At 63.1% G+C, this 23775-nt stretch carries 26 protein-coding genes; 12 read left to right on the forward strand and 14 right to left on the reverse strand.

Features of this window, described 5'->3' with window-relative positions:
- Positions 1-13 precede the first annotated feature (13 nt).
- Positions 14-940, forward strand: coding sequence for an ornithine carbamoyltransferase (argF, locus tag ABWV64_RS09655; RefSeq protein WP_353344645.1), 927 nt, complete (start codon positions 14-16; stop codon positions 938-940).
- Positions 941-1033: 93 nt separating this feature from the next.
- On the opposite strand, the gene ABWV64_RS09660 is transcribed toward argF, so the two are convergent.
- The 6 genes from ABWV64_RS09660 to hrpB all read right to left on the reverse strand — a co-directional run bounded on the left by ABWV64_RS09660 (position 1034) and on the right by hrpB (position 7139).
- Positions 1034-1354, reverse strand: coding sequence for a DUF1330 domain-containing protein (locus ABWV64_RS09660; protein WP_353344647.1), 321 nt, complete (start codon positions 1352-1354; stop codon positions 1034-1036).
- Positions 1355-1450: 96 nt separating this feature from the next.
- Positions 1451-2935, reverse strand: a complete 1485-nt coding sequence (locus tag ABWV64_RS09665) for an inorganic phosphate transporter (RefSeq protein WP_353344649.1) — start codon at positions 2933-2935, stop codon at positions 1451-1453.
- Positions 2936-3112: 177 nt separating this feature from the next.
- The gene (locus ABWV64_RS09670; RefSeq protein ID WP_353344651.1) at positions 3113-3433 is read right to left on the reverse strand and encodes a DUF1330 domain-containing protein; all 321 of its coding nucleotides are present in this window, start codon (positions 3431-3433) and stop codon (positions 3113-3115) included.
- 168 nt (positions 3434-3601) lie between these two features.
- Positions 3602-4063, reverse strand: a complete 462-nt coding sequence (locus tag ABWV64_RS09675) for an NUDIX hydrolase (RefSeq protein WP_353344653.1) — start codon at positions 4061-4063, stop codon at positions 3602-3604.
- Positions 4064-4201: 138 nt separating this feature from the next.
- Positions 4202-4507, reverse strand: a complete 306-nt coding sequence (locus ABWV64_RS09680; protein ID WP_353344655.1) for a DUF1330 domain-containing protein — start codon at positions 4505-4507, stop codon at positions 4202-4204.
- A 139-nt stretch (positions 4508-4646) separates the two neighbouring features.
- Positions 4647-7139 carry an ATP-dependent helicase HrpB gene (gene hrpB / locus ABWV64_RS09685; RefSeq protein ID WP_353344657.1) on the reverse strand — a complete coding sequence of 831 codons (2493 nt, stop codon included), beginning with the start codon at positions 7137-7139 and terminating at the stop codon, positions 4647-4649.
- A gap of 176 nt (positions 7140-7315) precedes the next feature.
- Between hrpB and meaB the strand changes: the two genes are divergently transcribed.
- Positions 7316-8335, forward strand: a complete 1020-nt coding sequence (meaB, locus tag ABWV64_RS09690) for a methylmalonyl Co-A mutase-associated GTPase MeaB (protein ID WP_353344659.1) — start codon at positions 7316-7318, stop codon at positions 8333-8335.
- A gap of 63 nt (positions 8336-8398) precedes the next feature.
- Here meaB and ABWV64_RS09695 read toward each other — a convergent pair whose 3' ends face one another.
- The 3 genes from ABWV64_RS09695 to nthA are packed head-to-tail and all read right to left on the reverse strand — an operon-like array spanning position 8399 to position 10159.
- Complete coding sequence (locus tag ABWV64_RS09695) at positions 8399-8791, reverse strand: nitrile hydratase accessory protein (protein WP_353344661.1); 393 nt, start codon at positions 8789-8791, stop codon at positions 8399-8401.
- Positions 8784-9470 (reverse strand): nitrile hydratase subunit beta, encoded by a 687-nt coding sequence (gene nthB, locus ABWV64_RS09700; protein ID WP_353344663.1) that lies wholly within the window; start codon positions 9468-9470, stop codon positions 8784-8786. The genes ABWV64_RS09695 and nthB overlap by 8 nt, the downstream gene beginning before the upstream one ends.
- A complete protein-coding gene (gene nthA, locus ABWV64_RS09705; RefSeq protein ID WP_353344665.1) occupies positions 9467-10159 on the reverse strand; it encodes a nitrile hydratase subunit alpha in 693 nt (230 codons plus the stop codon). The genes nthB and nthA overlap by 4 nt, the downstream gene beginning before the upstream one ends.
- A gap of 450 nt (positions 10160-10609) precedes the next feature.
- Between nthA and rpmB the strand changes: the two genes are divergently transcribed.
- From rpmB to ABWV64_RS09720, 3 genes are all read left to right on the forward strand, one after another.
- Positions 10610-10900, forward strand: a complete 291-nt coding sequence (gene rpmB, locus ABWV64_RS09710) for a 50S ribosomal protein L28 (RefSeq protein WP_353344667.1) — start codon at positions 10610-10612, stop codon at positions 10898-10900.
- 447 nt (positions 10901-11347) lie between these two features.
- Positions 11348-11701, forward strand: coding sequence for a hypothetical protein (locus ABWV64_RS09715; RefSeq protein ID WP_353344668.1), 354 nt, complete (start codon positions 11348-11350; stop codon positions 11699-11701).
- Between the two features lie 122 nt (positions 11702-11823).
- Entirely contained in the window at positions 11824-12384 is a 561-nt protein-coding gene (locus tag ABWV64_RS09720) for a copper chaperone PCu(A)C (protein ID WP_353344669.1), read from the forward strand.
- A 93-nt stretch (positions 12385-12477) separates the two neighbouring features.
- On the opposite strand, the gene ABWV64_RS09725 is transcribed toward ABWV64_RS09720, so the two are convergent.
- Positions 12478-13173: an NAD-dependent deacylase gene (locus tag ABWV64_RS09725; protein ID WP_353344670.1), complete on the reverse strand. Its 696-nt coding sequence runs from the start codon at positions 13171-13173 to the stop codon at positions 12478-12480.
- 96 nt (positions 13174-13269) lie between these two features.
- On the opposite strand from ABWV64_RS09725, the gene ABWV64_RS09730 reads away from it, so the two are divergent.
- Positions 13270-13725, forward strand: coding sequence for a low molecular weight protein-tyrosine-phosphatase (locus tag ABWV64_RS09730; protein WP_353344671.1), 456 nt, complete (start codon positions 13270-13272; stop codon positions 13723-13725).
- 90 nt (positions 13726-13815) lie between these two features.
- Here ABWV64_RS09730 and ABWV64_RS09735 read toward each other — a convergent pair whose 3' ends face one another.
- Positions 13816-14130, reverse strand: coding sequence for a hypothetical protein (locus ABWV64_RS09735; RefSeq protein ID WP_353344672.1), 315 nt, complete (start codon positions 14128-14130; stop codon positions 13816-13818).
- A gap of 204 nt (positions 14131-14334) precedes the next feature.
- Between ABWV64_RS09735 and ABWV64_RS09740 the strand changes: the two genes are divergently transcribed.
- The 3 genes from ABWV64_RS09740 (at position 14335) to ABWV64_RS09750 (ending at position 17355) form a co-directional block, all read left to right on the forward strand.
- Positions 14335-14964 carry a VPLPA-CTERM sorting domain-containing protein gene (locus ABWV64_RS09740; RefSeq protein ID WP_353344673.1) on the forward strand — a complete coding sequence of 210 codons (630 nt, stop codon included), beginning with the start codon at positions 14335-14337 and terminating at the stop codon, positions 14962-14964.
- Positions 14965-15090: 126 nt separating this feature from the next.
- The gene (gene lepA / locus ABWV64_RS09745; RefSeq protein WP_353344674.1) at positions 15091-16890 is read left to right on the forward strand and encodes a translation elongation factor 4; all 1800 of its coding nucleotides are present in this window, start codon (positions 15091-15093) and stop codon (positions 16888-16890) included.
- Between the two features lie 279 nt (positions 16891-17169).
- Positions 17170-17355 (forward strand): CTP synthetase, encoded by a 186-nt coding sequence (locus tag ABWV64_RS09750; RefSeq protein ID WP_353344676.1) that lies wholly within the window; start codon positions 17170-17172, stop codon positions 17353-17355.
- Positions 17356-17452: 97 nt separating this feature from the next.
- Here ABWV64_RS09750 and ABWV64_RS09755 read toward each other — a convergent pair whose 3' ends face one another.
- The gene (locus tag ABWV64_RS09755) at positions 17453-18229 is read right to left on the reverse strand and encodes an alpha/beta fold hydrolase (protein WP_353345899.1); all 777 of its coding nucleotides are present in this window, start codon (positions 18227-18229) and stop codon (positions 17453-17455) included.
- Between the two features lie 92 nt (positions 18230-18321).
- On the opposite strand from ABWV64_RS09755, the gene ABWV64_RS09760 reads away from it, so the two are divergent.
- On the forward strand, positions 18322-18696 hold the full coding sequence (locus ABWV64_RS09760; RefSeq protein ID WP_353344678.1) for a hypothetical protein: 375 nt from the start codon (positions 18322-18324) through the stop codon (positions 18694-18696).
- Positions 18697-19046: 350 nt separating this feature from the next.
- Here the strand turns inward: ABWV64_RS09760 and glyA are convergent, their stop codons facing one another.
- On the reverse strand, positions 19047-20342 hold the full coding sequence (gene glyA / locus ABWV64_RS09765) for a serine hydroxymethyltransferase (RefSeq protein ID WP_353344680.1): 1296 nt from the start codon (positions 20340-20342) through the stop codon (positions 19047-19049).
- 212 nt (positions 20343-20554) lie between these two features.
- On the opposite strand from glyA, the gene ABWV64_RS09770 reads away from it, so the two are divergent.
- Positions 20555-21331 (forward strand): NAD kinase, encoded by a 777-nt coding sequence (locus tag ABWV64_RS09770; RefSeq protein ID WP_353344682.1) that lies wholly within the window; start codon positions 20555-20557, stop codon positions 21329-21331.
- A 79-nt stretch (positions 21332-21410) separates the two neighbouring features.
- Positions 21411-21608, forward strand: a complete 198-nt coding sequence (locus ABWV64_RS09775) for a CsbD family protein (protein WP_353344684.1) — start codon at positions 21411-21413, stop codon at positions 21606-21608.
- Between the two features lie 128 nt (positions 21609-21736).
- Here the strand turns inward: ABWV64_RS09775 and prpE are convergent, their stop codons facing one another.
- Entirely contained in the window at positions 21737-23626 is a 1890-nt protein-coding gene (gene prpE, locus ABWV64_RS09780) for a propionate-CoA ligase PrpE (protein WP_353344686.1), read from the reverse strand.
- Positions 23627-23775 lie beyond the last annotated feature (149 nt).

Below are 23775 nucleotides of genomic sequence, written 5' to 3' on the forward strand. Positions count from 1 at the left end.
AAAGCGAAACGATATGAACCACTTCCTTGATATCAATACGACCGACGCCGGCGATTTGCGGGCGATGATCGACCATGCCAAAACCATGAAAGACGCCCGCGCGGGCCGTCCCAAAGGCGCGGCAGATGACGCCCAGCCGCTGGCAGGCCATATGGTCGCGCTGATCTTTGAAAAACCCTCGACCCGCACCCGCGTCTCCTTTGACGTGGGCGTGCGCCAGATGGGCGGGCAGACCATGGTTCTGTCGGGCAGCGACATGCAATTGGGCCATGGCGAAACCATCGCCGATACCGCCCGCGTCTTGTCGCGCTACGTCGATATGATCATGATCCGCACCTTCGACGAAAGCGTGCTGCACGAGATGGCCGAATATGCCTCTGTTTCGGTGATCAACGGGCTGACCGACCGCACCCATCCGTGCCAGATCATGGCCGATATCCTCACCTATGAGGAGCACCGCGGCCCGATCAAAGGTAAGAAGGTCGTCTGGACCGGCGATGGCAACAACGTCTTTGCCAGCTTCTTGCACGCGGCGGAAAAATTCGATTTCGAACTGGTTTTCTCCGGTCCCGAGCGGCTCGACCCCGACAAGGAGTTCGTCGCCGAGGCCCGCGCGGCGGGGGTGAAATTCTCGATCGAGCGCGACGCGGAAACGGCGGTGGCGGGGGCCGATCTGGTTGTTGCGGACACTTGGGTGTCGATGCATGACGCGCAATCGGCGCGCGAGCGGCGGCACAACCTTTTGCGCCCCTACCGCGTGGATCGCAAATTGATGTCGCAGGCCAAGGAGGATGCCTTGTTCATGCATTGCCTGCCTGCGCACCGCGGCGAGGAAGTCACCAACAACGTGATGGACGGCCCGCATTCCGTGGTCTTTGACGAGGCGGAAAACCGGCTGCACGCGCAAAAGGCGGTGATGCGCTGGTGCCTTGGCGTCTAAGCCAAGGCGCGAGAGGGGCGCGGTGACCTGCGTGCGTGCGGAGCCTTCGCGCGCCTATCGCCGCGACGGCGCCGCCTTAACGCGGCGCAGGGCCTAGCATTTTTGCTGCGCCAGAAGCTCCAGATCAATCGCCGCGCCGTCAATGAGCAGGGTTTGCACCTCGGCGCAGGCCTCGCGCATCACCGCAACGGTTTGATATTCGGGGCTGCCGAGGAAGGCTTCGGCGGCGGCGTGGTCGCAAAAGGCCAAAATGCCGACGTGATCGGGGCAGTCCTCGCCCACTGTCAGCTTGGGCGCGCTGTCGCCCGCAAGGATGATCGCGCCTTCGGGTTTGATGGCCATGAAGGACATCTGCATCTGGCGAAACCGTTTGCGATCAAAGATTTTCAACTGGCTGATCAAATAGACGGGCATAGGCTGTCCGATCTTGGCTATTGTATCAGGAGCCTAGAGCAGCCGCGCCTTTGAGTCAAAACCGGCCGTGCGGGCGGGGTGGGGCGGGGCTGCCGATCACCCCGCGCCGATCACCGTGTTGAGCAGCAAAAAGATCACTGCCGACATCACCGCAGCGGCGGGCACCGTGATCACCCATGCGGCGATGATGGTCATGAAATGGCTGCGCCGGACCAATTTGCGGCGGCGGCGCTCTTCGGGGGCGAGGCGCTGCGCGGCGGCCTTGGCCCCTGCCTTTTTGCGAAACCGCCGCTCGGCATGCCACTCGCGGAAGAACCCGACACCGAACACCCCGCCCACGGCGATATGGGTCGAGCTGACCGGCAGGCCCAGCCAGCTTGCGACAATCACCGTGATCGCCGCCGACAGTGCCACGCAATAGGCGCGCATCGGGTTGAGCTTGGTGATCTGGCTGCCGACCATACGGATCAGTTTGGGGCCGAACAGGAACAGGCCGAAAGAGATGCCAAAGGCCCCGATGATCATCACCCACGAGGGGATCGACACTTTGGCGGCGAAATCGCCAAATTCGGTGACATGGACGATGGCCGCCAATGGCCCGACCGCATTGGCCACGTCATTGGCCCCATGGGCAAAGCTGAGCAGGGCGGCGGAAAACACCAAAGGCAGGCCAAACAGCGCCTTGACCGATTTGTTGCGGTTCTCCATGCCTTGCGATTGTTTGCGGATCAATGGCGCGGCGATGGCATAGCTGAGCACGCCGATTGCGGCGCCGATCATCAAAGCGGTCTGCATGTCGATCTTGACGATTTTCTTGAGGCCCTTGAGCGCCAGATAGGTCGAAAACACCCCCGCCATCACCGCGATCAGCACCGGAACCCAGCGCCGCGCGGCGGCGATCTTGTCGTCCTGATAGATGATATAGGCCTTGATAAAGGCCAAAAACGCGGCGGCAATCGCCCCGCCCAGAACCGGCGAGATCACCCAAGAGGCGGCAATCGTGCCCATGGTCGGCCAATCCACCGCGCCAAATCCCGCCGCCGCGATGCCCGCGCCCATGACGCCGCCCACCACCGAATGGGTGGTCGAGACCGGCGCGCCGACCCATGTGGCAAGGTTCACCCAAAGCGCCGAGGAAATCAGCGCCGCCATCATCGCCCAGATGAACAATTGCGCGCTGGCAATCCCCGCCGGATCGATGATCCCCTTGGAGATGGTCGAGACCACATCGCCCCCCGCCAAAAGCGCACCGGCGCTCTCGAACAGGGCGGCAATCGCAATCGCCCCGCCCATGGTGAGCGCATTGGCCCCCACCGCAGGCCCCATATTATTGGCCACATCATTGGCACCGATATTGATCGCCATATAGGCGCCAAAGCCCGCCGCCGCGACGACGATCAGATCGTTGGGTGTGCCGCCCAAGGTCACCGCCGCCGTCAGCGCCGCCAGAACGATAAAGGCCAAGGCAATGCCCGTGCCGACCATGGGCCGCGCGACATAGATCGTCGCCAGCTCCACACGGCTGATCCGGCCCAGATCCTTGTCGAGCGTTTTCCATTGCTGGCCGTTATTGTCTGCCATGCGATCCTCCGGCGCGGATTGGTTTAGCTTGGGCTAGGGGGTGTGACCAACTCGATCAAGGTTTTTTTGCCGCTCGGGGTGAAAAGGCGGCGCGGGCGGCAGGGCCGCGCCCGACCCCACCATCACGGATCAGGCGCGCAGGGCGCACGCGCGGGGGGCATTGGGGGCATTGGAGGATCATAGGGGCGTTGCGGGCGGCAGCGGGCCTGAGAAACCCTTGATCATGACCACCCGCGTGTCGCTACAGGCCGCCTCGCGCAACACCGAAAGCTGTTGCATATCCTCGGAGCGCACAAAGGTCATGGCGGCCTGCGCATCGTCAAAATGCACAATACCCATCGTCGTATCCGTTGAGGCGCCCAAAAGTGCGGCAGGCGCATCATCCGTCGCGAGCAATGTGCCGCCCGCCGCGATCAAATGACCTGCGAAGGCTTCGCGAAATTGCCGGAAGCGTCGTTTGTCCACGATATGAAACTCGACAACGAAATAGACCGACATGGCAGGCACCCGAAACACATTAAATGATCCACGAGCCTAGCGGGTCGTGCGGGACAAAGCCATTGGCCCGGGGGGACTCACGGTAATGTGATGAACGCAAAGCGGGTGGAATGCGGTGTTATGAGGGACGGCGCGAGGGATGCGAAAGGGCGCGCGGCCCTTGCGGGTTCACAGCGTGCGCAAGATGTTTTGCAACGCAGGCTCGTCGACCATCTGCGCGGCTTTTTCCGGGCTGACCCATTTGCGTTTGCGCTCGGAGGCTTCGGGATAATCGGATTTGGTTTTCGCCACGGCGACCTTAAAGACTTTCATCTCCACCGGCGCGGGCACGCCGCCGTCGCGCAGTTTCTTGGTGCGAAAACGGGCAAAGGCTTCTGGCTCTGCGGTGGCTTTTTTGACGCCGGCCTCTTCCCATGCCTCTTGCATGGCAGCCTCGGAATCATTCATCCCGTCAATCGGCCAGCCCTTGGGCAAGATCCAGCGTTTGTTGGTGCGGCTGGTGACCAATAGCACCTTTTTGTCGCCCTCGTCGTCTTCACGATAACATAGCGCTGCGACCTGCTGCTCTTGCGGGCGGCGCCACATCGGCGCGACGACCTCGCGCCAAGCCTTGCGTAATGCATTTGTCATTTTACGTACCTAAACTCTGCTCTCGAAAACTGCGGACGAAAAACATGCCCACATGCGGGGGTTCACCCTCTGATTGCCTCAAGATAGTGTATTTTAGGTTAATGTTCAAGTTTTACACAGAGATTCCAGTCGCCTATGTCAATTGACGTGCAGGTGCTCGTCGCCATAGAGCACATGCGCGCGGGTCTCGGCCGAACTGATCCGCAGCGCCATCACCGATCCGCTCATCGCGCTATGGGTCATCTCGTTCATGTCCTCGACGGTGTCGAATTGCACCAATGACATATGGGAAATGCTGCCTTCGCTTTGCGGTTGCTCCGGATTTGCCTGTGAGGCCAATATTTTTCCGTTGAATTGCGGAACAAGCAAAGCCGCCGCCGCGCGATATTGTGCAAAGCGTTTTTGGTCAAAGACCTGGTAAGACAAGACTAGATATACCGACATAATGCTTCCTCGCTGGTGACATCTTAGGCCTTAAATTACGGCGCGAAAGGGGAAAAACCCTCACGCTGCATCACCTTAGGTAAACTTTCAGGTGCGGATCGAATTTGCAAGGGCTGTCATGGATCTAACGGCGCACGCTTTAGGTGCCGCGCGGTTTGGCGCGCAGCGTCGGGTCGGCTTCGCGCGGGTTTTCAGGCCATGGATGGCGCGGATAGCGCCCGCGCATGTCGCGGCGCACATCGGCGTAGGAACTGTCCCAGAACCCGACGATATCGGTGGTGGTTTGCACCGGCCGCCCCGCAGGCGACAAAAGCGTCACCCGCAGCGCCGTGCCCCCCACGGTGGGATGGGTGGTTTGCCCGAACATCTCTTGCAAACGCAGCGAGATTTCCGGCGGCTCGGCGTCATAATCGATCGCAATTTTGCGCCCCAAAGGCGTGGTGAAACTCGCCGGTGCGGCGCGGTCCACCGCTTGCATCTGCGCATAATCAAGGCTCTGGCGCAAAGGCTCCAGCAGGTCAAAGCGTTTCCAGTGATCGGCGGTTTTCACCCCCGCGAGGTAAGGCAGAAGCCATATTTCCAGCCGCTCCATCAGCGCCTCAAGGCTCATATCGGGCACATCCGCGCCGCCCGCGTGCGCGATGCGCACCCGCGCCAAAAACCGCCGCGCGGCCTCGGAGGGGGCAAGGCCAAGCTCGCGCACCCCGTCCAGCATCGCCTCGGCCACCGCCTCGGGCGGCACGTCCTTCCATATCCGGTCGTCCAGAACCGCCGCGCCCAAACGCTCTTGCTGGCGCGCCACCACGCGGCGCTCGCGCCGTGACCATGCGCAGGCGTCCTGCCATGCGATCTGATCGGCGAAGAGCCCGCGCAGCGCGCTTTGCGAGATGGCGATGGCTTGGCGGATGCGGGCCTCGCGCGGGTTGCCGTCCAGATCGGTGGCGACGATGAAGGGCGCGGTGCCGGTGACATCGCCCTCATCCAAAATCGCGCCCTTGCCGCCCGAGAGCACATAGCGCGGCGCATCGCCCTTGCGCCTTTGCCCGATGCGGTCGGGATAGGCCAGAGCCGCCATTTGCGCGGGGCCGAGCCCTTGGAGCGTGGCGGTTTTGACCATACGCGCCAATCGCTTGGCCTCTTGGCGGATGCGTTCGATGGCGCCGCGATGGGCCGGATAGGGGCGCTCGGCGGCAAAGCGGCGCGGATCGCGCAGCGCCTCGAGGCGCAGCGCCAGATCCACAGGCGCGCCGCGGCCCAAAGGATCGCGGTCGGCCAATAGCGCGGCCAAGGGCGCGGCGTCGGGGCCGGCCAGCACCAGCATATGCGCCAATCGCGGATGCAGCGGCAGCCGCGCCAAGGCCCGCCCATGCGCCGTGATCCGCCCCGCATGATCGAGCGCGCCGAGCATCTGCAACAGCGCCTGCGCCTCGGCATAAGCGCCCGCATTGGGCGGGGTCAAAAACGCCAATTCGTCGGGCCGCGCGCCCCAGAGCGCCAGTTCCAAAACCAGCCCCGCCAAATCCGCCGCCTCGATCTCGGCGGGGGCGAAGGGCGCCAGCGCCCCCTCTTCGCCGCGCGTCCACAAGCGGTAGCACACGCCTTCGGCCACGCGCCCCGCACGGCCCGCGCGCTGCACCGCTTCGGCGCGCGTCACCCGCTCGGTCACCAGCCGTGACATGCCCGAGGCCGGATCAAACCGCGCCCGCCGCGCCCGCCCGCCGTCCACCACCACGCGGATGTCCTCGATGGTCAGCGAGGTTTCGGCAATCGAGGTCGCCAGCACCAGTTTGCGCCCGCTTTCGCAAGGCGCAATCGCGGCGCGCTGGGCTGCAAATTCCATCGCGCCAAAGAGAGGCCGCACCGCAACATCTGCAGGCAGGCGGGATTTGACCAAAGCCTCGACGCGGCGGATTTCGCCTTCGCCGGGGAGGAAGGCCAAAAGGCTGCCCGTCTCGGCCTGTGCGGCGTCGACGATCAGATCGGACATCGCCTCCTCGAAGCGGCGGGTTTTGGGCAGGGGCCGCTCAAGCCAGCGCGTCTCGACCGCGAAGCTGCGCCCCTGCGAGGTGACCATCGGCACCTCGGCCCCGCCCTGCGCCATCAATTCGGCCACCGGCGCGGCGTCGAGCGTTGCCGACATCACCACGATCATCAAATCCTCGCGCAGCGCACCGGCGATTTCGAGGCACAGCGCAAGGCCCAGATCGGCATTGAGCGAGCGTTCGTGAAATTCGTCAAAGAGCACCGCGCCGATGCCCGCCAATTCGGGATCGCTTTGGATCATCCGCGTCAGGATGCCTTCGGTCACCACCTCGATCCGCGTGTTCGCGCCCACTTTGGCCGCGCCGCGCACGCGGTATCCGACCGTCTCGCCCGCCGCCTCGCCAAGGCTGCTGGCCATGCGTTCGGCGGCGGCGCGCGCGGCCAAACGGCGCGGCTCCAGCATCAAGATGCGGCCCTCGGTGATCCCCGCCTTGAGCAAGGCCAAAGGCACCACGGTGGTTTTACCCGCTCCGGGCGGCGCTTGCAGCACCGCGCGCCCGCGGGAGCGCAGCGCGTCGATCAGCGGCGGCAAAGCCTGCGCAATCGGCAGGTCGGGCAGGCGGATATCGGGCAGGGGCGCGGCACTCATGCGCGCTTTATCCGCCATCCGCGTGCCAAGGTCTAGCGGCGGCGCGCCCTGCGAGCAGGGCGGCTCTGGACATTTGCCCGCCGCCAAGGGCAAAAAGGCGCGCAAACGGCGGCATGACACTCAAGAGGGGCCGCAGGGCGCCCCGCAAAGGCGGGCGGCAAGAGGGGACGCATCCGATGGATATCACTGATCTGGCCACAAAGATCATCGCGCAGGACCGCCGCGCCTTGGCCCGCGCCATCACTTTGGTCGAAAGCGGGCGCGCGGACCACCGCGCGCAGGCGGCCGAACTGGTCGATCTCTTGCGCGAACGCAGCGATCACCGCGCGATCCGCATCGGCCTGTCGGGCACGCCAGGGGTGGGCAAATCCACTTTTATCGAAAGCTTCGGCATGATGCTGACGGGCGGCAAAATGGCGATGCAGGACCTGCAAACCAGCGCCAAAGACGGCCTGCGCGTGGCGGTTCTGGCGGTCGATCCCTCCTCGGCGCGCTCGGGCGGCTCGATCTTGGGCGACAAGACCCGCATGGACCGGCTCAGCCGCGAGCCGCGCGCCTTTATCCGTCCCTCGCCGAGCCAAAGCCACCTTGGCGGCGTGGCGCGCCGCACCCGCGAGGCGGTGGCGCTTTGCGAGGCGGCGGGGTTCGACGTGGTGTTGATCGAAACCGTGGGCGTCGGGCAATCGGAAACCGTGGTCGCGGAAATCTCGGACCTGTTTATCTTGTTGCTCGCCCCTGCGGGGGGCGACGAGTTGCAAGGGGTCAAACGCGGCATCATGGAAATGGCCGATATGATCCTCGTGAACAAGGCCGATGGCGATCTCAAAGCCGCCGCCATGCGCACCTGTTCGGATTATTCCGGCGCGCTGCGCCTCTTGCGCAAACGGGCGCAAGACCCCGAAGGATTTCCCAAGGCGATGACCGTTTCGGCGTTGCAAGAGGACGGTCTCGCGGGGGCGTGGGAGGATATGCAAAGCCTCACCGAATGGCGCAAGGCCCAAGGCCATTTCGACGCCCGCCGCGCCGCGCAGGCCGAATATTGGTTCGACCAAGAGGTGCGCCAAGGGCTTTTGGCCGCGCTGGAGCGCGAGCCGCTCAAAGGCACCATGTCCCTCATCGGTGCGCGGGTTGCCAAGGGCGAGATCACGCCGAGCCTCGCCGCCAAAGAGGTGCTGGCGCAATTGCACAAAGCCTGATCGCGCCTGCTTGCGGTGCGAGATCTCCTTGCGCGGGCTGCCCGAAAACCGGACGCGGGGCGCCTAGCGCGGCAAATGCACCGGCGCGCCATGGGGCGTTGCGCGATAGGCCGCTTCCCACGCCGCTTTGATCTGCGCGCGCTCGGCGGCGCTGACCTTGCCGCTTTGCTCCAACATCGCCTCCAGCGTCTCCAGCCACGCGGCGTAGTAATCGCCGCTGCCGTCCAAGACGCGCGCGGCGCCGTTGCGTTTGAGCGTTGCGCCAAACCCTTCGGTCCATGCCGCCCATGTGAACAGCCCCGCCTCGCTCAGCCCCAGCGTCAGGGCGAAGAGTTGCGCATGCCATGGCTCTGCAAAGGGAGGTTCGGCAAAGGCAGGCTCTGCAAAGGAAGGTTCGGCAAAGGCAGGCTGCGCGGATGACGGCGCATCCGTGGGGCTTTCTATCGGCTCACGCATCGGCCGCCTCCAGATAGCTTTGCCACAGGTCCAGCGTCACCTCGTCGCCCGCCTGTGCCTCGTCCCCCCAAAGGTCACGCGCGCAAAATACCACGGTATAAAGCGGCTCGGGGGCCTCGCCCAATCCATGCGCATTGGCGTCCGGCAAGACGTGATTGCCGTGGCGCATCACCACCCGCCCGATATGCCCCGCCGCATAGGAGGGCAGCCGCGTATGCCCGCCCGCCACGCCGCAGCGGTTGACCGCAGGGCGCAAGGCCCGCACCCGCGCGCCGATGGCAAACAAAGGCGCGGGGCCATCCGCGCGGATATAGGGCGATCCGGCAGGCATCTGCGCCACCTCGGCGGGGGCGACGCATTTTTCCGCGCGCTCGGGCGCGGCGGGGGCCAAGGCGCGCCCTGCGTCCAACTCCTCGGTGCTGATCATCTCGCGCGCGGCCAAAAGATCGGTCAGCGCGGCGAGCCATTTTTCGTAATAGCCCATCTGCATATATTCGGCGGGGGCCAGCGTCTCGCGCGCATGGCGCGAGGTGTCGATGGTCCATCCCCCCGGACGGGCGGCCAGAACCGTGATGGCCATGGCGCGCGCATGCCACGGGCGTTTGAACACCGGCTCGCGCGCCTCGGGGGAGACCGCGCCGGTGCCCAGCCGCCCGCCCATATCGTGAATGCGGCTCATGGCTGGGCCTGCGTCGGGGCGGGGGGATGCGGCAACCCCGTGCCGATCATGCTGTTGCGCGTCACCCATGCGGCCAGCGCGGCTTCGTCCAGACCCGCGCTGGCTTCGGGTCGCATCGGCAGCACCAGATAGCGCATCTCGGCGGTGCTGTCCCACACGCGCACCGATTGGCCTTCGGGCAAGCAAAGGCCGAATTCGGCCAGAACCCCGCGCGGCTCGCGCACGGCGCGGGCGCGGTAGGCATCGGATTTATACCATGTCGGCGGAATGCCCAGAAGGCTCCACGGGTAGCAGCTGCATAGGGTGCAGACGACCATATTGTGGACCTGCGGCGTGTTCTCGACCACGACCACGTGCTCGCCCTGCCGCCCGATCAATCCCATATCGGCCAAAAGCGGCGTGGCATCCGTGAGCAGTGCGGCGCGAAAGGCAGGCTCGCACCACGCGCGCGCCACGACTTTGGCTCCGTTTTGCGGGCCGACGCGCGAGGAATAGGTCTCGATCAACGTGTCGATCGCCGCCGGATCGATCAGGCCTTTTTGAACGAGAATCGTCTCGAGCGTTTTGACCCGCAGCGCCGGATCGGAGGGCAGATGGCTATGGGCGGGGGCGCCGCTCGCGCTGGGCTGCGCGTCTTGCGCGCCGTGGCGGTGGTGGCGTTGGTGGTGGTCGGGGTGATCATGCGGCATGGGGCGGGCAAACCTTTGGCATTTGGGGCGGGAAGCGGGGCGCATGTCGCGCCGCAACAGGCGGGCAGGGCACGCGTGCCGCCAGATCGCAGCGCAGCGCGGCAAACCCTTATGAATAAGAAGGTTAGGGGAGATCTTGCGCCCTTGTCCAGTGCCCAAAACCCGCGCGCCCTGCGCCGGCGCAGGCATGGCGATCCGCCCGCGCCCGCCCGCCGAGCCGCAAGGGGGCGGGCGCGGCGCGCACCGCCGCGTGCAAACCCGCCGCGAAGGTCCGCCGCGCGCCCATCCGTGAAAACCCATTTTTTCCGCGTAAAGAGCGGGCAGGGCGCTTGACGGCGCGTTGATGCTGGCCTATTAGCCCCCAATGGATTTCTGGGCGCGGCCGCTGGCTGTGCCCGTTTATGTTTATCGGGGCGTTCCGCGCCCGGCTGAAATGACGAGGATGATGACATGTCGCGCCGCTGCGAATTGACCGGAAAAGGCCCGATGACTGGCAACAATGTCAGCCACGCCAACAACAAAACCCGTCGCCGGTTCTTGCCGAACCTGAACGACGTGACTTTGCAATCGGAAACACTGGGTCGTGGCGTCAAGCTGCGCATCTCGGCCTCCGCGCTGCGCTCGGTGGACCACCGTGGCGGCTTGGACGCCTTCCTTGCAAAAGCCAAAGACGTCGAGCTTTCGACAACGGCTTTGAAAGTCAAAAAAGAGATCGCCAAAGCACAGGCCGCAAACGCCTAAGCCTTGGACGGGTTCGGGGCGCAGGCCTTGACCGACAATTTGAAAACCCCGCCTCTCGATGTGGCGGGGTTTTTGTCGCTTCGGGGTTTTTGCGTTACGGGTTTCTTGCGTTACGGGGTCGCGCCGGATCTGGGCGGGATTTGATCGGCGAATCAGCGGGTTGGATGTGAAGGCCATATCCGCAGGCTGGATGATCAGACCGTATGGGCAGACTGTAGGAGCTGACCGTATAAGCAGACTCTATGAGCAGCCGGAGGATCAGACCGGAGGCGAAGGCAGCGCGCGGCGCAGGGGCCTTTGGGCCGCGGCGCGCTGCGCGGCACCACCCATGGCGCGGATCGCTCTTGCGCGGGCCTGCCACGCGCGGCGCAGCGGCGGCGCTGGGCGCGGCGGGGGGAGGCATTTTGCCCCGATGACGCGGCAAGGGTCCTGCGCTAGAATGTTGCCATGATGCGTGTGATCAAAGGACCGATTCTGGCGGGGCTGATGGCCTTGGTGCTTGCCCTGACGGGGCATAGCATGGCCTCGGCGCGCGCGGCCTCCGGCCCTGCGGGGCAGATCATCCTTTGCACCGGCACGGGGCCGATCACGGTTTTGACGGATGCCGACGGGCAGCCCATGGCGCATCCGCATATTTGTCCCGATTGCGCGATGGCGGTCTTTGCAGGGCTGGCCGATGTGCAGGCTCTGCCGCGCCCGCCTGAGGGCAGCGCACAGATCGAACCGCTGCGGGTGCGCCGCGCTGTGCATGCGCGCGCCGCGCCGCTCCTTCATGCCCGCGGGCCGCCCCTGCGCGCCTAGGTGCCGCGCGCGGGGCGCGTTTGTTTGACCGCCCCAAGTCGCATCGCCCCCTGCGGGCACGCCTGCGGCCCGATGGCCGCAAGACCTCTGTTATTGCTATATTTTGACAAAGGAGAGACGTGATGTCTTTCAAACCTACCCTTTTCGCGGGCGCGCTTGCCTTGTCCCTGTCTGCGCTGTCCCTGTCGGCCCTCTCGTCGCCTGCTTTTGCCGAGGGCATGATGGTGCATGATCCCTATGCGCGCGCCTCGGCCCGCATGTCGACCTCCGGCGCGGCCTTCATGATGATCGAAAACACCGGCGGCTCCGATGACCGTTTGATCGATGTGCGATCAGGCGCCGCCGAGCGCACCGAATTGCACACCCATAGCGAGGACGCCAATGGCGTGATGCGGATGATCCATGTGAACGAGGGCTTCGCGATCCCCGCCGATACCACCCTGCCTTTGGCACGCGGCGGGCATCATGTGATGTTCTTGGGGCTGACCGCGCCGATGGTGCAAGGCGAGATGATCCCGCTCACATTGGTGTTTGAAAAGGCGGGCGAAGTGGCCGTCGAGGTGCCTGTCGATCTGGAGCGCAAACCGGTGCACGGGATGAAACACGGCAAGATGGATCACGGTAAGATGGATCACGGTAAGATGGATCACTCCAAAATGGACCACTCCAAAATGTCCAACTGATCCTGCCGCCCTGCGCGCTGGTCCTATGGCGCGCGGGGCACGGACGCCCTTGGACTTTACGTCTGGCTGACCGCGCCGCGCTTGGCTCGGCGTTCAGGCGCGCGCCAATATCTCTTGCACCCATTGCGGCACGATCTCGCTGGCCTTGCCATGGCGGGCCTGCGCAAAATCGCGCGCATTGACCGACGGTTCGAGATTGAGTTCCAGCGTATCGGCCCCCGCGCGCATCGCATGCTGGGCAAAGGCGGCGGCAGGGTAGACATTGCCCGAGGTGCCGATCGAGACGAACAGATCGGCCTCTTCAAGATGGGTCCAGATCTCCTCCATGAAATAGGGCATTTCGCCGAACCACACCACATCGGGCCGCGCGGCAGGCATGGCGCAGGCGGGGCAGGCATGGGCGGGCGACATTTCCGGCGGCGCATCCCATCGATGCCCGCAATCCGCGCAAAGCGCCCCCGCCAAAGTGCCGTGCATATGGATCACCGCGCGGCTTCCGGCGGCCTCGTGCAGACCGTCGACATTTTGCGTCACGATCACCACCGCGCCGGCAAATTCCGCCTCCAGCCGCGCCAAGGCGTGATGCGCCGCATTGGGCGCGGCCTTGGCCGCCTGCATGCGCCGCGCATTGTAAAACCCCTGCACCAAGGCCGGATCGCGGGCAAAGCCTTCGGGCGTGGCCACGTCTTCGATGCGGTGGCGCGCCCAAAGCCCGCCTTCGTCGCGAAAGGTGCCAAGCCCGCTTTCGGCAGAGATACCTGCGCCGGTGAGGATCACGATTTTGCGCATGACGGCTCCTGTTTTACGATGGCCGCCCTGTTTTGCATTGCGGCGGGGGCGGGCATGGGTATTTTTCGCGCCTATACGATCTCAAGGACCATGTTGATGCAACGCGATATTTTATTTGTCTGCCTTGGCAATATCTGCCGCTCGCCCGCCGCCGAAGGGGTGTTTCGCGCCCTTGCGCCCGCGCCCCTGCGCATCGACAGCGCCGGCACCGGCGATTGGCATGTGGGCGCGCCGCCCTACGGGCCGATGCAGGCGGCGGCCCTTGCGCGCGGCGTCGATCTGTCCGCGCTCAGGGCACGGCAGTTCACAGCGCGTGATTTCGACGCCTTTGATCTGCTCGTCGCGATGGATGACAAGAACCGCGCCGATATGGAGCGCCTGCGCCCCGAGGGCAACGACAGGCCGGTCCATTTGATGATGGATTTTGCCCCCCGATTGGGCGTCGCCCATGTGCCCGATCCCTATTACACGCGCGATTTTGACGGGGCGCTGGACCTGATTGAAGAGGCCGCGCGCGGGCTGCTGGGCGCACTGCAAGAGGGGCGCATCTAGGGGCTAGGGCGCTTTGAGATGGGCAAAGCGCGGCAAGCCGCGCCGCCCTTAAGGTCGCTGCAAACCGCCCGCAGATCCGCACCGCATGGCTCAGCCGCAGGAGGCCTCGACCCTTTGACCGAAGGCTTTGTATTTTTGCCAAAAGGTCTCGTGATGGCGCGCATCCGATTGGCGGATGTCTTGGGCGCGCTGGGGCTTGCGGAAAAACTTGGCCGCGAGGCGTTGATCGCCGCGGCTCAGGCTTTGGCGCGCCACGCTGTCGATACAGGCGCACAGGCGCATGGATTTGGCCTTGCGCGGGCTGGCCAGGCAGGCGCGGCCCATGGGTCCGGCCTCGGCCATCTGCGCCAGCGTCGGCGTCAAAAACACCGCCAATAGCGCCACTTGCAACAGGCGTTTCATCATATCACATCGCTCCGTTGATTGCGGCGGCGCGGGCTTTGTGCCCGATGTCTCACCCGCAATTCATATCCTCACCGCCGTTATGGCGCATTTTGGCGGCTGTTTCAATCGGCGCGCGCGGGGCGCCCGCGCGCGGCCCAGCTTGACAGAATCGCCAATTGGCCCTGTAAATAAGGGCAATGGACAATTTGTTTTAGGATTGATGACATGAAATTTACTTCTCTTATCGGCGCTGCGGCGCTTTTTGCGATCGGCAGCACGGCTTCGGCGGCGACCCTCACGGTGGACAGCTATGACACCCCTGGCGGCAACTCAGGCACCTTTACCTATTATGACGATGGTTATGGCCAGACCTCCAGCGGCGGCACATTGACCGGCGGCACCGGCGATTTGACCGACGGGGTGATCGCCACCGACAATTGGGGCAATACGCCCAGCCCCTATGTCGGCTGGCTCAATGTCAGCCCGACCCTGACGTTTCATTTCGCCGGTCCCGTCGAAGTGTTCGAGGCGACGGTCTATTATGACGATTCCAACGGCTGGGGCGGGGTCTATCCGCTCAATTACATCACCGCGAGCACCGCGACCGAAAGCTTCGGCACGGCCCTCTCCGATCCGTCGGGTGGCGGCCCGCTGTCCCACACGATCAGCTTCAGCGGCGGTCTGACCGACTATGTCACCCTCACGCTTTCGGGATTCGGACCTTGGATCATGGTCAGCGAGGTCACTTTTGACGGCGCCGCGCCCGCCGTGCCGGTGCCTGCCTCCTTGCCGCTCTTGCTGGGGGCCTTTGGCGGTTTCGCTGCCCTGCGCCGCCGCAAGGCAAACCGCGCCTGATCCGCGCCCAAAATCAGGGGCGCGCGGCAGGGCAAACCGCCCGCGCGCGCCCCTTTTTTATCTACGCCGCACGGGCATATACGATGCCATCTTGACCGGTCCGCGATTCCGCATCATATCCGGCGCATGACCGATCTGAACAAAATCCGCAATTTCTCCATCGTGGCGCATATCGACCACGGTAAATCCACCCTTGCTGACCGCCTCATCCAAGAGACGGGCACGGTCGCGGGGCGCGATATGAAAGAGCAAATGCTCGACAGTATGGATATCGAGCGCGAGCGCGGCATCACCATCAAGGCCAACACCGTGCGCATCGATTACAAGGCCGATGATGGCGAGACCTATGTGCTCAACCTCATCGACACCCCCGGTCACGTTGATTTCGCCTATGAGGTCTCGCGCTCCATGCGCGCGGTCGAAGGCTCGCTTTTGGTGGTGGACAGCACCCAAGGCGTCGAGGCGCAGACCTTGGCCAACGTCTATCACGCGCTGGACGCCGACCACGAGATCGTGCCGGTCCTCAACAAGATCGACCTGCCCGCCTCTGATTGCGACCGCGTCGCCGAACAGATCGAAGATGTCATCGGCATCGACGCCTCGGGCGCGATTCAGGTCTCGGCCAAAACGGGGCAGGGCATCCACGAGACGCTCGAATCGATTGTGAACCTTCTGCCCGCGCCCAAGGGCGACATCAATGCGCCGCTCAAGGCGATGCTGGTCGATAGCTGGTATGACAGCTATCTTGGGGTGATCGTTCTGGTGCGGATTATGGACGGTAAGCTCAAGAAGGGCGACCGGATCCGCATGATGCAAAACGGGTCGATCCACCATGTCGACCGCATCGGCGTCTTCCGCCCGCAGATGGAGATGATCGGCGAATTGGTGCCTGGCGAGATCGGATTTCTGACCGCCTCGATCAAACAGGTGCGCGACACCCGCGTCGGCGATACCATCACCCACGAGAAAAACCCCTGCGAAAAACCGCTGGCGGGCTTCAAACCCTCGCAGCCCGTGGTGTTTTGCGGCCTCTTCCCCGTCGATAGCGCCGAATTCGAAGACCTGCGCGATGCGATCGAGAAACTGGCGCTCAATGACGCCTCCTTCAGCTTTGAAATGGAAACCTCTGCGGCGCTGGGCTTTGGCTTTCGCTGCGGTTTTTTGGGGCTGTTGCACCTCGAGGTCATCCGCGACCGGATCGAGCGCGAATATAACATCGAACTGATCACCACCGCGCCTTCGGTGATCTATCACATCTATATGCGCGACGGGTCGATGATCGAGCTGCACAACCCCGCCGACATGCCCGACCTGACCCATGTGGACCACCTCGAAGAGCCGCGGATCAAGGCGACAATTCTGGTGCCCGACGAATACCTCGGCGATGTGCTCAAACTGTGCCAAGACCGCCGCGGGATCCAAGAGGACCTGACCTACGCCGGCACGCGCGCGATGGTGGTCTATGACTTGCCGCTCAACGAGGTGGTGTTCGATTTCTACGACCGGCTCAAATCGGTGACCAAAGGCTATGCCTCCTTTGATTACCAGATGATCGGCTATCGTCAGGATTACCTTGTGAAAATGTCGATCCTTGTGAATGACGAACCGGTCGATGCGCTTTCCACCATGGTGCACCGCGACCGCGCCGAAATGCGCGGACGGGCGATGGTGGAAAAGCTCAAGGACCTGATCCCGCGCCATATGTTCAAAATCCCGATCCAGGCGGCCATCGGCGGCAAGGTCATCGCCCGCGAGACCCTGTCCGCGATGCGCAAGGACGTGACCGCCAAATGCTACGGCGGGGATATGACGCGTAAGAAGAAGCTGCTGGAAAAACAAAAAGCCGGTAAGAAAAAGATGCGCCAGTTCGGCAAAGTCGACATCCCCCAAGAGGCGTTTATTTCCGCTCTTAAATTGGACAATTGAGGTCCAATTTAAGAGCCGGTGGGCGAAAGCGAATGGCACAGCCAATCGCGTGCCCACACCAAGGTTAAGGCGCGCGATCCCGCGCCCCGCATCCTTGCCGATACACCTAATCCTTTGCGAAACCGCCCCCGCAGCGGTCCAAGCTGCGCGTCGGAGCCGAGGCTTTTGTGTTGTAAATCACGCGAACGTCATCCCCCCACCTGACCCAGATCAAAGCGCGAAATATTCGAATCCTCTAATGTCTGCCTCAGGACACGCGTCAACATGATGAGGCTCGCCATGCTACGATTGGCATCTATTCTCTATTCTTTGATCGGCACCTCGGTTGCGGGCATCTTGATGGTTGCTGCGCTGACCATGGGTTATGACACGTTGCAACCGATTGTGACGGCTGTGGTGGTGGGGTTTGTGGCGGCGGTGCCGGTGACCTATCTGGTCGCCAAGGCCATCATGAACAACGCCTAGGTCCAAGGTTTCCCGTCTTGGCGGGAGAGGCGGCAGCGGTGCTAGGGAGGGGTCCTGTTGGGGCTGCTGCCGCCAGAAATTCACCCCAAGCGCGGCGCTATGCGGCCATATCCAGATAGGCCCGCACCGCCGCCTCGAATTCGCGCGGTTTTTCCGCATGCAGCCAATGGCCCGCATCCGGTATTTTGGCAAAACGCGCGGCGGGGAAAAGCGCCTTGATCTGCGGGCGGTATTCGCGCGCCACATAATGCGACTTGGCCCCCGACAAAAACAAAACCGGCCCGCCAAATTGCCCCTCAACCGTAGGGAAAGACAGGATTTTCGGCATCTCGCGCGCCAGCACGTCGAGATTGAGCCGCCAGCGTTTTTCGGCCACGTCCAAGGATTGCAAAAAGAACGGCACCAAGGCCGGATCATCGACCAGAGCCTCCAGCGGCGCCTTGGCATCCGAGCGTTTTTCGATCGCGCCGAGGTCCAGCCCGCGCATCGCCTCGATATATTGGATCTGGCTATGGGCATAGGTCACGGGCGCGATATCGGCGATGATCAAACGGTTCACCAAATCGGGATATTTGAGCGCCAGAACCATCGCCGCCTTGCCGCCCATGGAGTGGCCCAAAACATCCATCGGGGCACCGCGCGCGCGGATTACCTCGGCCAGATCCTCGGCCATATCCTCATAGGAATGGCTGTCGTGCCACGGGCTGTCGCCGTGGTTGCGTTGGTCCACCGCCACGACGCACCGCGTATCGGACAGGCGTTTGGCGATCACCCCCCAATTGCGCGCCGAGCCGTATAGCCCGTGCACGATCATCAATTCGGTTGCGGTTTTGGCGGCGGCGCTGGCGGGCGCATGTTCGATGAGGTTCAACATGGGGCCTGTCATATCGGCTGGCCGCGCCGCGTGCCAGAGCTATTGAGGCGCGCTTGTCTGCGCGTTAGGCTTGGTGCGTGGGGGCGCGCGACGTGACAGAGCAACAACAGATCAAGGACGGGCTGGCGCGGATTTACGCGCTCTTCGAGGCGCAGATGCATATCGATGCGCGCCCGCTTGGCCGCGCCGTGGCGCGCGCGGGGCGCCGTTTGCCCAAAGCCGCGCGCCATGCGGGTCGGCGGCTGGCCCAGATCGAGCCGCTTTTGGACAATCCCAAGCTTTGGATGCAAGTCGACCAGCCCCGCGCGGGCAAGGACATGGCGCAGCTTCGCGCGGCGCTGCTGGCCTATGACCGGCGGGCGCGGCGTATCCATGCTTTGCTCGGCTGGGCCACGTCGAATATGGTCAATCTGTTTGTGATCATCGCCGCGCTGGTCGCGCTGCTGCGCTGGCGCGGGCTCTTGTGAGCGCTTCGCGCCGTAAGGATCACGGGCGGCACTGCGTGCATAACAACGGGGGCAGAACAGCAAGCCGCAAAGGCGGGGCATCTTGGCCCGCCCAAGCGGCGGCGATGCCAAAGCGTTCTTTCGCGACCTGCCCGATGCATAAGGTGATCAGGGTGTGAGACAGTGCGGCGTTGAAGCGGCTTTGGTATCGCAAGAGCAAGTGTGCGCCGCAAATCTTAACAGATCGTAAACGCCAAATGCCAAGGCGCAGATCGGCATGTTTTGGCGCAGCGCGGCGCGCGCACCCATGAAAAAGGCGTGCGGCACGTATATCGCGCCGCACGCCTCTGGTCTTTACGGCTGCGCCGCGATCACAGGTTCGGATAGAGCGGGAATTTCTCGCAAAGCGCCTCGACCTTGGCTTTGACCGCCGCCTCGACCTCGGCGTTGCCATCCTCGCCATTGGCGGCAAGCCCGTCGACAACCTCGACAATCCAATCGCCGATCAGGCGGAATTCTTCCTCGCCAAAGCCGCGCGTCGTGCCCGCAGGGGTGCCCAAACGCACGCCCGAGGTGACCATCGGCTTTTCGGGGTCAAAGGGAATGCCGTTTTTGTTGCAAGTGATATGGGCGCGGCCCAAAGCGTTTTCGGTGGCATTGCCCTTGACGCCTTTGGGGCGCAGATCGACCAGCATCACATGGGTGTCGGTGCCGCCGGTGACGATGTCCAATCCGCCTTTCATCAACTGGTCCGCAAGGGCGACCGCATTGGCGCGCACCTGCTTTTGGTAGCTTTTGAATTCGGGGCGCAGCGCCTCGCCAAAAGCCACGGCCTTGGCCGCGATCACATGCATCAAGGGGCCGCCCTGAATGCCGGGGAAGATGGCCGAATTGATCTTTTTGGCAATCGCCTCGTCATTGGTCAGGATCATGCCGCCGCGCGGGCCGCGCAGGGTTTTATGGGTCGTGGTGGTCGCCACATCGGCATAGGGGAAGGGCGAGGGATGCTCGCCCGCCGCGACGAGGCCCGCAAAATGGGCCATATCGACCATCAGGTATGCCCCGACGGAATCGGCAATCTCGCGCATCTTCTTGAAATCCACCTGACGCGGAATCGCCGAGCCGCCCGCGATGAGCATTTTGGGCTTATGCTCGGTGGCCAGTTCTTGGATCTGGTCATAGTCGATCAGGCTGTCTTGCTTGCGCACGCCGTATTGCACGGCGTTGAACCATTTGCCCGACTGGTTCGGTTTCGCGCCATGGGTCAAATGCCCGCCCGCGTCCAAGGACATGCCGAGGATCGTATCGCCGGGTTGCAGCAGCGCGGTAAAGACGCCTTGGTTGGCCTGCGATCCCGAATTGGGCTGCACGTTGACAAAATCGCAACCGAACAATTGCTTGGCGCGGTCAATGGCGAGGTTTTCGGCCACATCCACATATTGGCACCCGCCGTAATAGCGGCGCCCCGGATAGCCTTCGGCGTATTTGTTGGTCATGACGGAGCCTTGCGCTTCCATCACGGCGGCAGAGACGATGTTTTCCGAGGCGATCAATTCGATCTCGTGGCGCTGACGGCCAAGCTCGTCGGTGATCGAGGCAAAAAGCTCCGGATCGCGGGTCGATAGGCTCTCGGTGAAAAATCCGGCATCGCGGGTTGTGGCAGTCATCAGGTCTCTCCCAGATAGCGCGCCGAGCGGAGCGGGGCGCAGAAACGTTGCCCGCTGTTTATCCAATTGCCCTTGGAGAAAAAAGTGTGCTTTGCGACATAATCATTATGAAATCACCAAAAGCGGCGAAAGCTGCGTGAAATCACCGGTCAGGAATGGTAAACCGCGCCAAGAGCGGCGGATTTTGCCGATCAGGAAGGACAAGGCCCCCGATGGCAGAGCAAAAATCGCCGATGAAAATCGCATTCGCGGCCTCCGACGCGCCGACGGCGCAAACCGCGCGGGCGGTTTTGGTGACCCGCTATGGCGACACCCCCGAAGCGCAGGCCGATGTCATCGTCGCCTTGGGCGGGGACGGGTTCATGCTCCATACGCTGCACCGCACCCAAGATTTGCCCGCGCCGGTTTACGGCATGAACCGCGGCACGGTCGGGTTTTTGATGAACGCCTACCGCGAAAGCGATCTGCAAACGCGCCTTGCCGCCGCCGAAGAGGCGGTGATCAATCCCTTGTCGATGAAGGCCACGGCGGTGGATGGCACGGTGCATGAGGCGCTGGCGATCAACGAGGTCTCGCTGCTGCGCGCGGGGCCGCAGGCGGCAAAGCTGCGCATCACCATCGACGGGCGGCTGCGGATGGAGGAACTGGTCTGCGACGGGGCCTTGGTCGCCACGCCCGCCGGATCGACGGCCTATAATTATTCGGCCCATGGCCCGATCCTGCCCATCGGGGCGGATGTTTTGGCCCTGACCGCCATCGCGCCCTTCCGGCCCCGCCGTTGGCGCGGCGCGCTCTTGCCGAAGGGCGCTTTGGTGCGGTTCGATGTGACCGATCCGGAAAAACGCCCCGTGATGGCCGATGCCGACAGCCGCTCTGTCTCGGATGTGGTCTCGGTCGAAATCCGCTCGGCGCCGCAGATCACCCATCGCATCCTCTTTGATCCGGGGCATGGGCTGGACGAGCGGCTGCTACGCGAACAATTCGTCTGATCCTTGGAACCTTTTGCGGCTTGGTCCGTTGTTTAGGTGAAGCGGCGCCAACGCGCCGCACCTAGATTGGAGGCAAGAGATGGACTGGAATATCATCGAAGGCAATTGGAAGCAGATCAAAGGTAAGGCTTTGGAAAACTGGGGCAAATTGACCGATGACGAATTGGATGAAGCCGCCGGTAACCGCGAGCAGTTGATCGGCAAAATCCAAGAGAAATACGGCATCGCCAAAGACGAGGCCGAAAAACAGGTGGACGCATTCGCCGCCAAATACTGAGGCCGAGCCGTGCTCCAAGAGCGCGGGCGCGTGCAAAACCTCGTCACGCGGCGGCGCCTTGGATCAGGCAAAAACAAAAGGGCAGCGGAGTGATCCGCTGCCCTTTATTGTGTTCGCCAACCAAAAACCTATTTGGCGTAGCCGATGGTTTGCAGCGCAGCTTTGATTTCGTCCAGAATCGCCGGATCGTCGATGGTCGCGGGCATTTTGAAGGCCTTGCCATCGGCAATCGACACCATCGTGGCGCGCAGGATTTTGCCCGAACGGGTTTTGGGCAAACGGTCCACAACGACCGACAATTTGAACGCCGCCACGGGGCCGATTTTCTCGCGCACCAATTTGACCACCTCGGCGTTGATCTCGGCATGCGGGCGGTTCACCCCGTTGGTCAGGCACAAGAACCCCACGGGCATCTGCCCTTTGAGGTCGTCCGACACACCAATCACCGCGCATTCGGCCACATCGGGATGCGAGGCCAGAACCTCCTCCATCGCGCCGGTCGAAAGCCGGTGACCCGCCACGTTGATCACGTCATCGGTGCGCGCCATGATATAAAGGTATCCGTCCTCGTCGATCATCCCCGCATCACCGGTCTCGTAAAACCCTGGGAAGGTGTTGAGATAGCTTTTGCGGAACCGCTCTTCGGCGTTCCAAAGCCCCGGCAAAGTGCCCGGCGGCAGCGGCAGTTTCACCGCAATCGCGCCCAATTCGCCCGCAGGCATCGGATGACCCGCCTCGTCGAGGATTTGCACGTCATATCCGGGCATCGGAACGGCGGGCGAGCCGAGCTTGACGGGCAGGGCTTCGATCCCCATCGGGTTGGCGGCAATCGCCCAACCTGTTTCGGTCTGCCACCAATGGTCGATGACCGGCACGCCAAGCTGCTCTTGCGCCCAGACAATCGTATCGGGATCGGCGCGTTCGCCCGCCAGATAGACCGCCTTGAGGCAGCTCAGGTCGTATTTCTTGACGCACTCGCCCTTGGGGTCTTCGCGTTTGACCGCGCGAAAGGCCGTGGGGGCGGTGAAAAAGCTCTTCACCCCATGCTCGGAAATCACCCGCCAGAAGGTGCCCGCATCGGGGGTGCCGACGGGCTTGCCCTCGAAGACAATCGTGGTGTTGCCGTGGATCAACGGCCCGTAGGTGATATAGCTGTGCCCGACGACCCAGCCCACATCGGAGGCGGCCCAAAACACATCGCCCGCATCGACGTTATAGATGTTTTTCATCGACCAGTTGAGCGCCACCAGATGCCCGCCGGTGGGGCGCAACACGCCTTTGGGCGCGCCGGTGGTGCCGGAAGTATAAAGAATATAGGCCGGATCATTGCCCTTCAGGGCGACACATTCGGCAGGCTCCACGCCATATTGAAAAGCGTGCCAATCCACATCGCGCCCCTCGGTAAGCTGCGCAACCTCTTGTTCACGTTGGAAAATCACGCAAAACTCGGGCTTGTGATCGGCCATCTCGATGGCCCCGTCCAAAAGCGGTTTGTAATGCACCACCCGCCCCGGTTCGATCCCGCAGGACGCCGCGATGATGGCTTTGGGCGTGCAATCATCGATCCGCACCGCCAATTCCGAGGCGGCAAACCCGCCAAAGACCACCGAATGCACCGCGCCGATGCGCGCACAGGCCAGCATCGCCTCCAAGGCTTCGGGCACCATCGGCATATAGATGATCACGCGGTCGCCTTTTTCGACGCCCTTGGCGCGCAAAGCTCCGGCCAAAGAGGCCACGCGGGTTTGCAACTCGGCATAGGAAATCTTGTGCTTGGTCTGGGTGACGGGGCTGTCATAGATGATCGCGGTGCGCGCGCCGTTGCCCGCGTCGACATGGCGGTCCACCGCGTTATAGCAGGTGTTCACCTCGCCGTCGCAGAACCACTCATACAAGGGGGCGTTTTCGTCAAACAGCGCCTTGGTCGGTTTTTTGATCCAGTCGATCGCCTCGGCGGCCTGCATCCAGAACCCTTCGGGATCCTTTTTCCAACCCTCATAAACCTGTGCGTAGCTCATCTCGCGTGTCTCCTCCGTCACGGTATTCACTTGCATACAATGGCATCTGTTAAGCGCCTCTGGTGCCGCAGAGCAAGCGCCGCCCCTGCGCCCGATTGACACAATGAGCGCTAACATTCCGCAATGCGGAATCGGCCTTGATACAATCA

The organism is Litorivita sp. NS0012-18, assembly GCF_040371945.1.
Lineage (GTDB): Bacteria > Pseudomonadota > Alphaproteobacteria > Rhodobacterales > Rhodobacteraceae > Litorivita.